Origin of the sequence: Corynebacterium sp. HMSC08C04, assembly GCF_001807495.1 — a bacterium.
Classification (GTDB): domain Bacteria; phylum Actinomycetota; class Actinomycetes; order Mycobacteriales; family Mycobacteriaceae; genus Corynebacterium; species Corynebacterium simulans.
The window spans coordinates 31,025-43,937 of the sequence record NZ_KV789230.1; the positions used below are offsets into that span (position 1 = coordinate 31,025).

The 12,913-nt window shown below is 58.9% G+C and carries 18 protein-coding genes; 12 read left to right on the forward strand and 6 right to left on the reverse strand.

Features of this window, described 5'->3' with window-relative positions; all coding sequences use genetic code 11:
• Positions 1-10: 10 nt before the first annotated feature.
• The 5 genes from HMPREF3169_RS11665 to HMPREF3169_RS11685 all read left to right on the forward strand — a co-directional run bounded on the left by HMPREF3169_RS11665 (position 11) and on the right by HMPREF3169_RS11685 (position 2,991).
• Entirely contained in the window at positions 11-382 is a 372-nt protein-coding gene (locus HMPREF3169_RS11665; protein WP_061920272.1) for a hypothetical protein, read from the forward strand.
• Positions 383-537: 155 nt separating this feature from the next.
• Positions 538-1,824 (forward strand): DUF445 domain-containing protein, encoded by a 1,287-nt coding sequence (locus HMPREF3169_RS11670; RefSeq protein WP_061920275.1) that lies wholly within the window; start codon positions 538-540, stop codon positions 1,822-1,824.
• A gap of 11 nt (positions 1,825-1,835) precedes the next feature.
• Positions 1,836-2,216 carry a hypothetical protein gene (locus tag HMPREF3169_RS11675; RefSeq protein WP_061920277.1) on the forward strand — a complete coding sequence of 127 codons (381 nt, stop codon included), beginning with the start codon at positions 1,836-1,838 and terminating at the stop codon, positions 2,214-2,216.
• Between the two features lie 12 nt (positions 2,217-2,228).
• Positions 2,229-2,519 (forward strand): DUF2516 family protein, encoded by a 291-nt coding sequence (locus HMPREF3169_RS11680; RefSeq protein WP_061920279.1) that lies wholly within the window; start codon positions 2,229-2,231, stop codon positions 2,517-2,519.
• Position 2,520: 1 nt separating this feature from the next.
• On the forward strand, positions 2,521-2,991 hold the full coding sequence (locus tag HMPREF3169_RS11685) for a hypothetical protein (RefSeq protein WP_061920281.1): 471 nt from the start codon (positions 2,521-2,523) through the stop codon (positions 2,989-2,991).
• 18 nt (positions 2,992-3,009) lie between these two features.
• On the opposite strand, the gene HMPREF3169_RS11690 is transcribed toward HMPREF3169_RS11685, so the two are convergent.
• Genes HMPREF3169_RS11690 through HMPREF3169_RS11700 form a run of 3 tightly spaced genes read right to left on the reverse strand, consistent with a single transcriptional unit; the run spans position 3,010 to position 5,206 of the window.
• Positions 3,010-3,831, reverse strand: coding sequence for an LmeA family phospholipid-binding protein (locus HMPREF3169_RS11690; RefSeq protein ID WP_061920283.1), 822 nt, complete (start codon positions 3,829-3,831; stop codon positions 3,010-3,012).
• A gap of 52 nt (positions 3,832-3,883) precedes the next feature.
• Positions 3,884-4,696 (reverse strand): class I SAM-dependent methyltransferase, encoded by an 813-nt coding sequence (locus HMPREF3169_RS11695; RefSeq protein ID WP_061920285.1) that lies wholly within the window; start codon positions 4,694-4,696, stop codon positions 3,884-3,886.
• An 18-nt stretch (positions 4,697-4,714) separates the two neighbouring features.
• Positions 4,715-5,206, reverse strand: coding sequence for a DUF2505 domain-containing protein (locus tag HMPREF3169_RS11700; RefSeq protein WP_061920287.1), 492 nt, complete (start codon positions 5,204-5,206; stop codon positions 4,715-4,717).
• A 24-nt stretch (positions 5,207-5,230) separates the two neighbouring features.
• Here HMPREF3169_RS11700 and HMPREF3169_RS11705 point away from each other — a divergent pair, with 24 nt between their 5' ends.
• The 3 genes from HMPREF3169_RS11705 to HMPREF3169_RS11715 all read left to right on the forward strand — a co-directional run bounded on the left by HMPREF3169_RS11705 (position 5,231) and on the right by HMPREF3169_RS11715 (position 8,346).
• Positions 5,231-6,340 carry a UDP-N-acetylmuramate dehydrogenase gene (locus HMPREF3169_RS11705; protein ID WP_061920289.1) on the forward strand — a complete coding sequence of 370 codons (1,110 nt, stop codon included), beginning with the start codon at positions 5,231-5,233 and terminating at the stop codon, positions 6,338-6,340.
• A gap of 128 nt (positions 6,341-6,468) precedes the next feature.
• Positions 6,469-7,314: a PDDEXK family nuclease gene (locus HMPREF3169_RS11710; protein ID WP_061920290.1), complete on the forward strand. Its 846-nt coding sequence runs from the start codon at positions 6,469-6,471 to the stop codon at positions 7,312-7,314.
• 120 nt (positions 7,315-7,434) lie between these two features.
• Complete coding sequence (locus HMPREF3169_RS11715) at positions 7,435-8,346, forward strand: aldo/keto reductase (RefSeq protein ID WP_070456774.1); 912 nt, start codon at positions 7,435-7,437, stop codon at positions 8,344-8,346.
• A gap of 3 nt (positions 8,347-8,349) precedes the next feature.
• On the opposite strand, the gene HMPREF3169_RS11720 is transcribed toward HMPREF3169_RS11715, so the two are convergent.
• Positions 8,350-8,811, reverse strand: coding sequence for an S-ribosylhomocysteine lyase (locus tag HMPREF3169_RS11720; protein WP_062036065.1), 462 nt, complete (start codon positions 8,809-8,811; stop codon positions 8,350-8,352).
• An 80-nt stretch (positions 8,812-8,891) separates the two neighbouring features.
• Here HMPREF3169_RS11720 and HMPREF3169_RS11725 point away from each other — a divergent pair, with 80 nt between their 5' ends.
• Genes HMPREF3169_RS11725 through HMPREF3169_RS13540 form a run of 3 tightly spaced genes read left to right on the forward strand, consistent with a single transcriptional unit; the run spans position 8,892 to position 10,592 of the window.
• On the forward strand, positions 8,892-10,019 hold the full coding sequence (locus HMPREF3169_RS11725) for a YihY/virulence factor BrkB family protein (RefSeq protein ID WP_061920296.1): 1,128 nt from the start codon (positions 8,892-8,894) through the stop codon (positions 10,017-10,019).
• A gap of 47 nt (positions 10,020-10,066) precedes the next feature.
• Positions 10,067-10,495, forward strand: coding sequence for an SDR family NAD(P)-dependent oxidoreductase (locus tag HMPREF3169_RS12845; RefSeq protein WP_235591345.1), 429 nt, complete (start codon positions 10,067-10,069; stop codon positions 10,493-10,495).
• Positions 10,473-10,592, forward strand: coding sequence for an SDR family oxidoreductase (locus tag HMPREF3169_RS13540; RefSeq protein WP_160330552.1), 120 nt, complete (start codon positions 10,473-10,475; stop codon positions 10,590-10,592). The genes HMPREF3169_RS12845 and HMPREF3169_RS13540 overlap by 23 nt, the downstream gene beginning before the upstream one ends.
• Before the next feature lie 414 nt (positions 10,593-11,006).
• On the opposite strand, the gene HMPREF3169_RS11735 is transcribed toward HMPREF3169_RS13540, so the two are convergent.
• Together HMPREF3169_RS11735 and HMPREF3169_RS13280 are read right to left on the reverse strand one after the other, a co-directional pair.
• Complete coding sequence (locus HMPREF3169_RS11735) at positions 11,007-11,321, reverse strand: hypothetical protein (protein ID WP_070456777.1); 315 nt, start codon at positions 11,319-11,321, stop codon at positions 11,007-11,009.
• Positions 11,322-11,353: 32 nt separating this feature from the next.
• The gene (locus HMPREF3169_RS13280; protein ID WP_201040627.1) at positions 11,354-11,992 is read right to left on the reverse strand and encodes a phospholipase A2 family protein; all 639 of its coding nucleotides are present in this window, start codon (positions 11,990-11,992) and stop codon (positions 11,354-11,356) included.
• 544 nt (positions 11,993-12,536) lie between these two features.
• Here HMPREF3169_RS13280 and HMPREF3169_RS11750 point away from each other — a divergent pair.
• Entirely contained in the window at positions 12,537-12,794 is a 258-nt protein-coding gene (locus tag HMPREF3169_RS11750; protein WP_061920320.1) for a hypothetical protein, read from the forward strand.
• The last annotated feature ends 119 nt before the right edge of the window (positions 12,795-12,913 follow it).

A 12,913-nucleotide genomic window follows, 5' to 3' on the forward strand; every position in this document is an offset into this window, starting at 1 on the left:
AGTTTCAGCCATGAGCGACAACACCCACGCAGTTGCTGATCACGCAAGTGAGACCTACCCGGAGTTTACCGGCAAGATCCAGGACTCCTACATTGAGGGATACGACCCAGTATCCTTCGGCGCACCGCACTCTTCTTTGCTGCGCACCTCCACCTGGGTCGGCATGGGCCTGATCCTTTCTCTGCTGCCGGCAGCCGGCACCCTGATTTGGGGCCTCGGCGCTGGTGCCTTCCAGTACGGCGTGGGCCAGGAAAGCTCCAAGATTTCCATCATCGTCGGTGCTGCCCTGCTCGTCGTCATCGCTGTCGCTTGCGTTGGTCTCATCCATTACGGTCGTCGTTACTACCGTCAGTACCGTTCTGAGACCGGTCGTATCAACTAAGCTGGTGCGAACTTAGCATTCCTGCCACAGCGCCCTTAGCCATCCTCGATGGAGGCTAGGGGCGCTTTTCATTTCCCTATCTGCACCAGGGAAGAGGTCACGTACCAAATCCGTTAGTACAGTTATACGGAGCAACAAAAGGAGTCACCGCCAACATGAGCATTGCCGTACCAGGCCCTAACCCAGCCGACGTCGCCGAGCGTCGCCGCACGCTACGCAAGTACCAGTGGGGTGTCACCGGCCTTTTGATCTTGGCCGCCGTCATCTTCTTCGCATGTTCCTGGTGGCAGCATCAGGACGCGACTGCTCCGGCGTGGGTGGGGTTTGTGCGCGCGGGCGCGGAGGCTGGCATGGTCGGTGGCTTGGCTGACTGGTTCGCCGTTACCGCTATCTTCCGCCATCCCATGGGCATTCCGATTCCGCACACGGCGCTCATTCCGAAGAAGAAGGATCAGGTCGGCGAGGCCTTGAGCACCTTCGTGGAGGAGCAATTCCTTACCCCGGACGCCCTCTCGGCGAAGATTTCGGAAAACAACATTCCCGAAAAGGCCGGCGCCTGGTTGGCCCAGGAGCCTAACTCGCAGCTAGCCGCGCAGAAGGCGGCCGATATCCTGGCACGCGCTGTCAATAGTTTCGATTCCGCCGAGGCCGAGGATCTCATCCGCACCCAAATCCTCGACCGCATGCTGGAGCCCGAGTGGGGGCCGCCGGTAGGACGTTTGCTGGAAGGCTACATCGCCGACGGCAAAGCAGAGCCGCTTGTCGACGACCTCATTGACTGGGCGCATGCCAAAGTCCTCACCCTTGAAAACGAAGTCATCGAGCTTGTCGACGAAAAGATGCCGGCTTGGCTTCCCCGCTTCGCCCGCGGCATGGCCGGTGACAAGGTTTACGTCTCCATCGTGGAGTGGGCCTCCGAGGTCAAGTATGACAAGAACCATGCCGTGCGGCAGTCCATCCGTCGCAACCTGGAGCTGTTTGCACGGCGCCTGCAGGACGACCCCGAGATGGTCGCCCGCGTTGAGGGTATCAAGCAGGAGATGATGAACTCCGAGCAGGTACAAGCCATGCCGGGGGCAGCGTGGGAGGCCTTTAGGGCGGGCGTCGCCAAGCAGGCGAGCGAACCGCAATCCTTCCTGCGCACCAAGATCGCGGCCGAAGCGCAGAACTTCGGCGTGCGCATTCAGCAGGACCCGCGTTTTCGTGACAAGGCGAATGAAATCGTGGATAAAGCCGCGCGCTGGGCGTCGGAGAATTTCGCCGGTGACATCATCAGTATCATCCCGGAGACCATCAAGCGCTGGGACGCCACCGAAGCCGCCGAAAATATCGAGCTTTTGGTGGGCAAGGATCTGCAATTTATCCGTCTGAATGGCACGGTTGTGGGAACGCTGGCAGGATTGGTTATCTACACTGTAAATCACCTCGTCTTTGGTGCTTAAAGGAGAAAATAATGGCTAATTCCTTCGTTAATTCTTTGAAGACCGCGGGTGCTTCCAGTTTGGAAGCCGCCAAGGATTTTTCGAGCCGCGTGAAGGCAGAGCACGCGCAGCAGCCGAAACCGGAAGGCTCTTTCCTCGACAAGGTCACCGGCACCGCCCGCGGCCTTGGAGAAAGCGTCAGCAACGCCGCCGGTGAGGTGCGTGACTCCGAGGCTTTTGCCCGCGCCCGCAAGGACTTTAATGCGGCCTATGAGGAGGGGCGCGCGGGCGTCGAGAATGCGATTGCCAGCGTGAAGGAAAAGCGCTCCGGCTCCACCTCGGCAAACGGCAACATCATCGACGGCGAGGTCATTGGAGAAGGCGAAGAAAATCCGTTTGGCCCGGCCCGCTAGGCTGGGATGTCTATGGACATCATCATTTACCTTCTCAACCACGCAGCTGGGTGGTTCTTTACCTTCTTGAGCATCTTCGCCATTGTTGGCGCCATCCTCGCCGCCACCACTCGCGAGGATGCCTACCGCGCCGGTGACCGCAAGAGCAAGTGGACCTGGGTGGGCATGCTGGCAGCTTCCGCGCTGGCGCTGAACTTGCCGTTTTCTTTCCTGCCGTGGATTGGCGCAGTCGTGACCGGCGTCTATTGGTTCGACGTCCGCCCGCAGCTCAAGGCCATCGTCAACGGCGACTACAGCTACTAAGATGCGCAATCTCTTAAACGCCGCTCTCGACGACGTCCGCGCCGCCGCGCAGCCGGATGAGGCCGTGCTCGTCGCGCCCACGCACGTGCTTGCCGCACAGGGCGCCGCCCACGTGGTCACCGTCGCCGGCTATCCCACCGGCCGCCACCATAGCCTCATCAAGGCCTCCGAGGCGCGCCTGGCGGTGCAGTCTGGCGCCGCGGAGGTATGGGTCGCGGTAGACGCCCTGCTTGGCGACGCCACCAGCCTGCTCACCGATCTCATCACCGTCCGCGAGGCCTGCCCGCAGCCGGCCCAGCTTGGGCTTATCCTTCCCGCGAGCGAGAATGCTCTCACCGCGGCGCAAGCTGCGACGCAGGCGGGCTTCGATAAACTCATCTATTCCTCGCCTGCCCAAGCCGAGCAATTACAAGAAAAGCTCGCGGGCCAGCCGGCAGGTTTGTTGCCTGCCGAGGTCTGGCCCGCGAGCTAGCCTAAGTGAAAACGCCTTTTAGCGGCCTTGTTGCGCGGGTGCTGGGGCGCCTTCCTTCGCGCCTTTGCCCGCCGCATTGGCGGCGCTGCCCAGCTCGCTCATCGGCACGTCCTGGCCAGTGATGGTGAGGTTGAGCTCGCCGTCAGCCACATCCACTTCGTCGACGCTCAAGCCCTCGCCGATGAACTGATCCTTCATGCCCTTCTGCAGCGCAGTAGAGATGGCGTCGGTTGCTTCCTTCGGCAAGTCGAAGCCCAGCAGGGAGGCGTTCTTTGCCGTGATCGACAGGTTGCCGTCCTGCGCCTTCGGCTCCAACGCGAGATTGGCGAGGCCGCCGGCGAACTCGACGTCGAGAAGATTCTCGGCGTCGTTAGCCGTGATGTTGGTGACCACCAAGTTGCCGACCTGTTCGCTACCGGACTCGTCTGCGATGCCCTTCTGGAAGGTGGCCAACAGGTAATCATCTGGAACCTTGGTGGAAGCTCGGAGGGAGCCTGCCACCGGGTCATCGGACAGCGTCATGTCTTCGATGTGGACGTTGGTAGCCGGCTGGCCCTTGATCTCGGTGCCGTCGATCTGCAGCGTGGACGGCGTTTCCATGTTCATTTCGCTGAGCTTGCCACCGAATAGTCCAAGCAGGATAGGAGTGGTGCCGAAGCTAATGTTCGGATCCTCCTGGGACTCAATTCCTTGGTCCTTGGCGGCCTGGGCGAACTGGTCTTTCATTTGGTTGCCCATGAACCAGCGCAGGCCGAACTCCGCCAGCAAAATGAGAACGAGGAATGCCACGAGCACTCCGATGAGTATTTTCCAAGCCAGAGACGTCTTCTTTTGAGCCATACCTACCAGTGTTACTTATGTGAACTCACAGCGCCAATGAGGGCAACCTGCTTCACAGCTTTGGCGCAACGACTTCCCAGTTAACGCTCAAGACGCTATCGCGCATTCTCCTGCGCACCGGATGCACGGGCAGCCCCGCATCAATCATCGCCTGTTGCGCCATTCGCCAGCGCACACGAGGCCCGTGGGGAGCCCACCCCGCGGCGTGATCCCATGCGCGGTCGGCGGCCTGCAAAAGCTCATGAATCGGCTCGCCCGGAATGTTGCGGTGGATAAGTATCTTGGGCAGGCGTTCCGCTAAGTCAGAGGGACGCTCCACGTTGAAGGGATCCCATGCCAAATGCAGGCTCTGCGGGCCTTCGCGGTTGAGCAGGATCCAGGTGGATAGCCTGCCCAGCTCATCGCAGGTGCCTTCCACGAAGAAACCACCAGGGGCCAAGCGCGAGGTAACCTCTTCCCATGCCTCGGGAACCTGGGAGACATCGTATTGGCGCAGCACATTGAAAGCACGCACCAGCTGCGGGCGATACCCCGCCAGCTCGAAGCCTCCCAGCTCGAAGGTCACGCCGTCGCGAGGCGGCAGCACGCGCTCCGGCGCAATCTCCAGGCCGGTCACCCGCACACGGGGATTGACCCGCCGCAGCCAGCCCGCCCATTCCACGGTGGTGAAATGGGACGCGCCATAGCCGACGTCGAGAGCCAGCGGCTCCTCCACGGACCGCAGCAAAGCCGTGATGGAGGGGTGTGCGGCGACCCACCTATCGCAGCGACGAAGCCTGTTTTGATTGGTGGTACCGCGGGTAATAACGCCGAAAGGCCGACCCGCACTCGCGCTTGCGCGCAGGTTATGTGCGTGATCGGCCATTTCTGTTAAAAGTAGCGTTTAGAGGTTGTCAGCGATCCACTGCTCGGTCAGCTTGCCCTCGTTATTGAAGAGCTCACCTAGGGCATCGGCAACTTTCGGCTCGATGGCAGCGCCCATCATCGGGATCTTCACGGAGATCTCGTTGACGTAGGACAGGGTGGTGGTATCACCCTCGCCGGTCAGGGCGATGTCGCCGCCGAAGTCAACAGGGGTTCCCTTGACGTCTGCGGTGTATTTAACATCGGCAGCATTGCCGTTGAGCTCACCAATGGTGACGACACGCTTGACCTTCAGGTCCTGAGAAACCATGGCGCGGACAGCTTCAGGCAGCAGGGTGGTTGGCAGCACCTCGAAGAGGATGGCTACGTTGTTGGTGAAATCATGAACCTGGCCCGGATCCGGAGAAAGGTTAGCAACAATGTGCTCCCAGTAACCCTGCGTGAGCAGCGCCTGGTGAACCTTTTCGATGGGCTGATTGATCGTTACGGTGTTTTCGCTACGGGTTGACATGCTTTACAGACTACCTTGGTAGACGTGCTTGATGAATTTATGACCCAGAAGCTCTCCGCGATCGACGGCCTCGTCCTCGACACGGAGACCACCTTCGCAGACCTGACCACCCTGCGCGTAGGCGGCAAACCTGAGCTGTGTTTGCGGGCCACGCTTGCCGACGCCGCCATTTCCGCTGTCAAGGCACTGGATCAAGCTTCTATTCCTTTCGTCGTGGTGGGCGGCGGCTCTAACCTCTTGGTCGCCGATGAGGGCATCGATGTCGTAGCACTCGTCCTCGACTTCGCTGAGGTGAGCGTGGACGCGGAGACTGGCGTGGTCCGCGCGGAAGCCGGCGCGAACTGGGACGAAGTGGTTGCCGCTTCCGTGGAGGCGGGCCTCGGCGGTATCGAGTGCCTGTCCGGAATCCCGGGAACCGCGGGCGCTGTGCCGGTACAAAACGTGGGTGCGTATGGCGCAGAAATCTCGGACGTGCTTAACCGCGTGCGCCTGTATACCCGCGAGACCGGTGCCGATGAGTGGGTTCCCGCCTCCGACCTGGACCTGGCTTATCGCTACTCCAACCTGAAGTTCACCCACCGTGCAGTCGTGCTCGAGGTGGAACTGCAGCTTTCTACGGATGGGCTTTCCAAGCCGCTGCGCTTTGGCCAGCTCACACAGACCCCGGGCGAGCGCCGTCCCGTCGCGGAGGTGCGCTCGCAGGTGCTGCAGCTGCGCCGCGGCAAGGGCATGGTCTTGGACCCAACCGACAACGACACTTGGTCCGCCGGCTCCTTCTTTACCAATCCCATCGTGGACTCTGCGGTTGCCGATAACATCCAGGAAATCGTGCGCACCGAACGCGGTGCCGAGGACGCAGACCGCATGCCGCGCCACGCCGTCCTCGCAGGCTCGGACGGCGAGGAAATAAAGCTCTCGGCCGCCTGGCTCATCGAGCGCGCCGGGTTCGCCAAGGGCTATCCAGGTGTTGGTCCGGCTACCTTGTCCACGAAGCACACTCTCGCGCTGACGAACCGTGGGGCCGCGACGGCCTCCGACATCGTGGCGTTGGCGCGCGAGATTCGCGCGGGCGTCGCCAAGCGCTTCGGCGTAGAGCTCGTGCCGGAGCCGGTCTGGATTGGGGTGTCCATTTAGGGCGTCCTGCCCCAGGACGTACCGCTGTGTGAAAATACGGCCTTCCAATTGCGCGAATTGGAGGGCCTATTTACATTGAGAGGTATCCGTGTGCTTGGGGGAGCACGCACACTTGGGGGAAGTAGAGGATGCTGCAACCAATTCGGGGGAAACACTCGCGCACCATTGACCGTCTCGTGGCGAAGGGCAAAGCCGTGCGCATCACGCCGGGCCTGGCGTTGCCGCGCCAACCCACCCCGCGCGAACTCGCGGGGATTTTGAACGAGCGTTATCCTGGCACCGTGCTGGATGGAGGCTCGGCCGTTGCGGTCTATACAGAGCGCAAGCTGGAGTTTCCGCTGCAGCTCATGGCGGCACGTCACGCTCGCACCTGCGCGTATTTCTCCACGCGGCGCGCCATGCCCAAGGGCCCATATATGGTCAACGGCCTAAACGCGTGCAATCCGCTGCAAGCGCTGGAGGTTGTGGAAGAAGACAAAGCCATCGAGTTCTTGGAGCGTTTCTGCAACGGCAAGGATGGCCACCAACGGCTGGCCTTTTATAAGGAGGATTTCCAGCGCTTTCCCTCGCGCACGCGGCGGATTATGCAGCGTAGCGTCATCGGCAGTGATAGCAAATACGAGCGTCTTCTCACCCAAGCCCTTGCCGATGCCTGCCTCGCAGTGGCCAACAACCAACGCATCGGGCCGTATTACTGGGATATCGTGCTGGCCAAGGAGAAGGTCGCAATCGAGATAGATGGCTACGAGTACCACAAAGGTGAGCGCATCCAACGTTTCGAGCTGGACCGCCAGAAGCTCAACGACGCGGTGCAGCGCGGGTGGAAGCCGCTGCACTTCACGGCGGGGATGATTGAGCATCATCTGCAGGTTGCCATCGACCAGGTCATCGCCGTGGCCCGCGGGGGAGGGCAGTTGCTGCCGCCAGCGTGGAAGTGGCATCACTATTTCCGCTACGAGAACGTGTGGCGGTGAGCGCTGTGCCCGCGGCACCGTACTTCTGTGTGTATTTAGTGCAGGAAATAGGGCCGGTTTGAGGGGGCTATTTACACAGGGAGGTACACGCACACGAGGGAAGCAGCTACGGTGGTGTCCATGATTGCGCTTGGCTGTACCTCAATGACTCCGCACTCCTATCCCGATTCCCCGCGTCGCGCCGAGATGGTCGATGTCCTGCGTGGCGCGGTGGAGGCAGGCGTAGAGCTCTTCGACACCTCTGAAATCCAGGGGCCCTTCACGGGCGAAGAAATGCTTGGCGACGCCCTGGGCAACCGCGCCCGCGTCCTCACCAAGTTCGGATGGGAGATTAAGGAAGGAAAGCCCACCGGCGCTTTGAACTCGCGCCCGGAGGTTATTCGCGCGAGCGCCCATGGTTCGTTACGCCGACTAAAACGGGAGCGCTTGGACGTGTATATGCAGCATCGCGTGGACCAAGACGTGCCCATTGAGGAAGTAGCGGGCACAGTAAAAGAACTTATCGATGCAGGTGACGTGGCCGCTTTCGGGCTGTGCGAGGCAAGCCCGGAGACCATTCGCCGCGCGAACAAGGTCTGCCCGGTGACGTATCTGGAGTATGAATACTCCATCTTCAGCCGCGACGTAGAAGAAGAAATCATCCCGCTAGCCCGCGAATTGGGCGCGGAGTTTATGGCCTATTCACCGCTGGCGAAGGGGCTTTTGGCAGGCCGCAGCGAGCCAGATGATGATTCTTCCTCGCCGCGTTTGCACTCTGCGAACTTCGCGGCCAACAAGCAGCTGGCGCAGGAAGTGGCGGCAGCAGTGTCTGACCGCAACGTCTCCGAGATAGCGCTGGGCTGGTTGCTGGCCAAGGACGTGGTGCCGATTGCCGGTTCGACGAACCTCGCACGGATCAAAGAAAACCTCGCAGTCACTGCGCTGAGCACGCAGGAGTGCGAGGCCGTTGACGAGGTACTAAGCCGAAAGCCCGTGCAGGGCGCGCGGTTGGCGCAACTGCACGAAGGCTTCGTAGATAAGGCCCGCGGATAAAGGTTAGGCCATAACCTCGAGCCACTCGTCCTTCTTGGACAAGAACTCGCGGGCGGCTGCCTGTGCGCCTTCGAGGGAGTGGCTGGCGCCCCAGCCGCATTGGCGCTCGTTGGCGGCGGGAACCTCGGTGGCGTGGAGGATATCCTCGAGGCCGTGCTCGAGTGCGTTGAGCAGCTCCTCTTGCTCCATGCCGTTGGTGATGGCATAAAAGCCGGTCTGGCAGCCCATCGGCGCAAAACCGATGAGTTTATCGGTGTAATCGCGCATGAAGTTGGCCATCATGTGCTCGATGGAGTGCACAGTGGGCATTTCGAGGTGAGCCTCATTGGGCTGGCAGAAGCGCAGGTCGTACTTGATGATCTCGGCGCCGCCTCCCAGCGGGGTACGGCCGGCCACGCGGACATAAGGGGCCTTGACGTTGCGGTGGTCCAGCTCGAAGGATTCAACATTGCTGCGTTCAGTCATATATAACAGCCTAGTATCTACTTGGCGTGCCACGGGTGTCACTTCTCTGGCAGCTAGCTGAATGTGCTTAGTCTGGCGAAATGAGCCAGCAGGAGCCTTCCAAGATTCTTCCCCCGCACAGCACTGAGGTGCTGGACATCGACCAAACGGAGAGAAACCCGCTCTCGCGTAAAAACCGCCTGCGCAAGGAGAGCTGGGGTCTTGTGCTGCGTCGGACATGGTCGGACTATTTCCTTGAGGGGCTGGGCGACCGCGGCGCGGCGATGACCTATTTCACGCTTATGGCTTTTGCTCCGACCGTCCTGGCCGTTTATTCGATTGCCACTTTGCTTTTTGCCAATCGGAAGCAAGAGGTGGAGCAGCTGACTGAGCAGCTCATTCAAGATTATCTGCCGCAGGACGTTTCGGCGCAGGCTACGGACATCGTGAATACCATCGTTGGCTCGAGTGCAAAGGGCACCATAGCGCTGGTTTTATCCGTGCTGGTTTCCTTGTTCTCGGCCTCTGGTTACGTCCGCGCTTTTTCGCGCACCGCCAACATGGTCTATGGCCGCGTGGAGGGCCGCGGGCTGTTGCGTACCTGGGCGATGATGTGGGTTCTCACCATCTTCTTGGTGGTCGGCGCGGTGATTTTGGTCTTTGCTAACCTGCTGCGCGATACCGTCATCACTGGGCTTATTGAACCCGTCTCGCGTCCGCTGCATCTGGAATCCGCCGTGGATTTCTTGCTGCGCATTTTCCTTCCTGTGTGGAACTGGCTGCGCTTTCCGGTGACGGTGGTGATGGTCATGGTGCTGATTGCGGTTCTCTATCACTATGCCCCGAACGTGCGCCCACCGCGCTTCCGTTGGATCACCTTGGGCTCTGTGGTGACGCTGCTTGTCAACGTCGTGGTGTGGTGGCTCTTCGGTCTCTACCTGAGCCATTTTGCAGGCGTGAGCGCCTATGGCGCGCTGAGCACCGTGCTGGCTTTGTTCGTTGCAGTCTGGATTATGAATACCGTGCTGATCTTGGGGCTCAAGCTCGACGCCGAGGTTCTGCGGGCGAAGGAGCTGCAGATAGGCCTCGAGTCGCAGCACTACATCCAGGCAGCGCCGCGTTCTGACGTCGCCGCGCGCGCCCAGGCTAAGACCCAGAAAAACCTTGAGGCGCGAGGCGACGCCATCCTCAGACACGGTGCTGAGGACGGCGGCGACGCCGAGGACTAAACCGCGGGGTAGATGCCGTCCTGGCCGAGGCGGGCGGCTTCGACGTCATCGTCAACAACGCCGGCATCGCTCCGCAGATCCCGCTCGAGGACATCACCGAAGAAGAAGTCGACAAGATCTTCAACGTCAACTACAAGGGTGTCCTGTGGGGCACGCAGGCTGCGGCCAAGAAGTTCAAGGAGCTCGGTCACGGCGGCAAGATCATCAACGCCACCTCCCAGGCCGGCATCAAGGGCAACAAGGGCATTCCACTCTACAGCTCCCCCAAGTTCGCCGTGCGCGGCCTGACCCAGGTCACCGCCCGTGACCTTGCGGACGACGGCATCACCGTCAACGCCTACGCGCCGGGTATCGTAAAGACTCCGCTCATGAAGGGTCTTGCTGAGGAACTCGCAGAAAACGCTGGCAAGCCCGCCGAGGTGGGGCTGGGAGCAGTTCACCAAGGACACTTCCTTGGGACGCCTTTCCGAGTCTGAGGATGTTGCCAAGATCATCGGCTTCCTCGCTGGTTCCGACTCTGACTACATCACCGGCCAGACCATCATCGTCGACGGCGGCATGGTCTTCCACTAAAACGCAGGTCGACTATCAGTGAAATGATCGTTGGAAAACTTAGGTGCGCTGACATGACATGTGCTGTTCGCCAGAGCTTGGTGATGAGGGCGAAAGTAGGGCAGCCGCGTCCGGGGAGGATAGACCTAGCGAAGCGTATGAGACGAGAGGATTAGAGACCGCTCTAGCGCCATAGCCCTGCTCAAATAGTTCCACTGTTTGTTCACGCTGAGCTTGGCTCAACTTGCTGCTGGATGCATAGAAAAACTCCCCACAATCTGGTTTCTGATTTTTCAGTCCGGTTTATGGGGAGCAGTTCACTTTGACACCTTTACGGTTAAAGCTGCGGAAAGCCCGCACCGCAGTAGGGGGCGCGGGATCTGGAAATTTCATGCATATTTTGTTTGCCGAGGGTGTGCTGCGGCTCTGAATTCTTTAGAGCCATTCAGCGCTGGGTAAGCGACCGCCCGTGACAAAATATATGATCTTGATAACAACCCAAATTATCCAAGCGAACAGTAGAGGGGATAATCCGGCAAGAATAGAGAATGCAACCAGCAACCACGATTGGCTTTTGTATGCAAGGACTCCAGCTGCTACACCTATGGGTACGGTAATGATGAAATACGGCATGGTCCCTTCCGGAAAAATGGAAGGAAAAAGATACGGGAACGCAATCGCAGTTGTTGAGAGTAAAGCTGAGAGAAGTTTACTTAACTTTAGGCTCTTGTTGCTTTTGTGCCTGTTCATTTCTTTCTCCTTCCCGGACCGTTGGGGATCCACTATGCTAATGGATTGCACAGGGCGGAATTGAAATATGTAGCAATAGCAAGGGCCATCGCGTTTTCTCCGACTCCATTGAATTTGCCCCGGTTTTTACGAATTCCTTGAACCAGCTCCCTGTCGCATGAGCAAGCGAAGTATCCTCGCGAGCCATAGCATTTATCATGCTTTTGGCAGAGAGAGTCGAGAGTATTGATTGGGGCACCCGGACCACTGTGCCCTGGGCCGCACCAGTTTCCATACCCAGGCATGTCGCGCGTTTCAAGGCTGTATATCATGACCTCGTTATTGTCGGCTACGCGGTTGAGGTTTTCTCCTGCGACGAGTAAATAATGCGACGCATTTTCTTCTTTGGCTTTTTCGGTGTCGAAATGGCGTTGTCCGTCCGCCCGATATACGAGGTAGTGAGACAGTGTGGCCATCGCAGTATCAAAATCTGTTGACTCTGATACCTCGCTTGCAGGGATTGCTAAAGCTTGATTGCCAACTAAGTTTTTGTCTTGCGTGCTATCAGCTGGGGATGCGGCGGATACTGTTGGGGTGGTCTCCAGAGCAAAACTTCCGGTGGGGGTAGCGAATATTGTTGCGGCTACAACAAGAACGGGAAAGACTTTTTGGAATGTATTCTTCAACTTCATTTCCTTAATTCTCTTGTCAATCTGGTTTTGTTGAGGAAATTACTGAAGAATTCAAGAGATGGCAATACTTTTACCCAAATTTTCATGAACTTTTGTCTTGTAGTGTGTTGCTTTATCGTTCCAGCAGCCGTTCGATGAGCTGTACCGTGGCGCGATACCACCAAAACCCAATCGCGAAATGCTCCATCATGATCACCTTGTTTGGGTCATTGCTGTGTCGAATATCAAACTTATATGGGACCTTGCACGTTGGAAGGGGGCGGCTTCGCCGTTAGTGAGCAGATGGGTCTTCAACAATTGTCTCTTATCCCCAAGAATGTACGCCAGGTTTGTGCAGGCCGCTCGTTTGTCAGCGGTCGTAGCGTCTCGCTTGCGATAGAGGCGTAGCGCTGTATCCATGCGACTTTGTGAATCCTGACTGTTTAGTCGCCATGAATCCTCTACGAGGGGTTGGTACGGAACATTCGTGTCATCGAAGGCCTTATTGATCAGCGATCCGGTGAAACAGCGGGTTGCGATTGCATTGAGAGAACCGACCTAGCTTATGGCCCCAGTAGAGATTGGGGCTGATTATCGTGTTTACAACTTGCGCTCTTCGGCATTGGAAAACCTCTTGCACAAGGTATTTGTGGTCGTGCGGTTGAAGGTGTCTCAGGTTGGGATCGATGGGCGCACCTACAATCCACATGAGTGGTTCGTCGCGCTGCTTCCGGTGATCAATCAAGCGATTCAGATGATTCAGACTGGCGATATCGTTTCCGTCGTTTATGACCCTGAGAAGCAAAAGTTGGTCGAGCGTTAGCTGAAACGTAGCCGTCAATCATCACTTTGGTGTCGGCGTGCGGCAGGCGGCGGCCTTGACCGGACGGCCAGCGGCCCCCAGGTCGAGCGGCGAACGCAGCCACACCAGGTTCTTCGCCT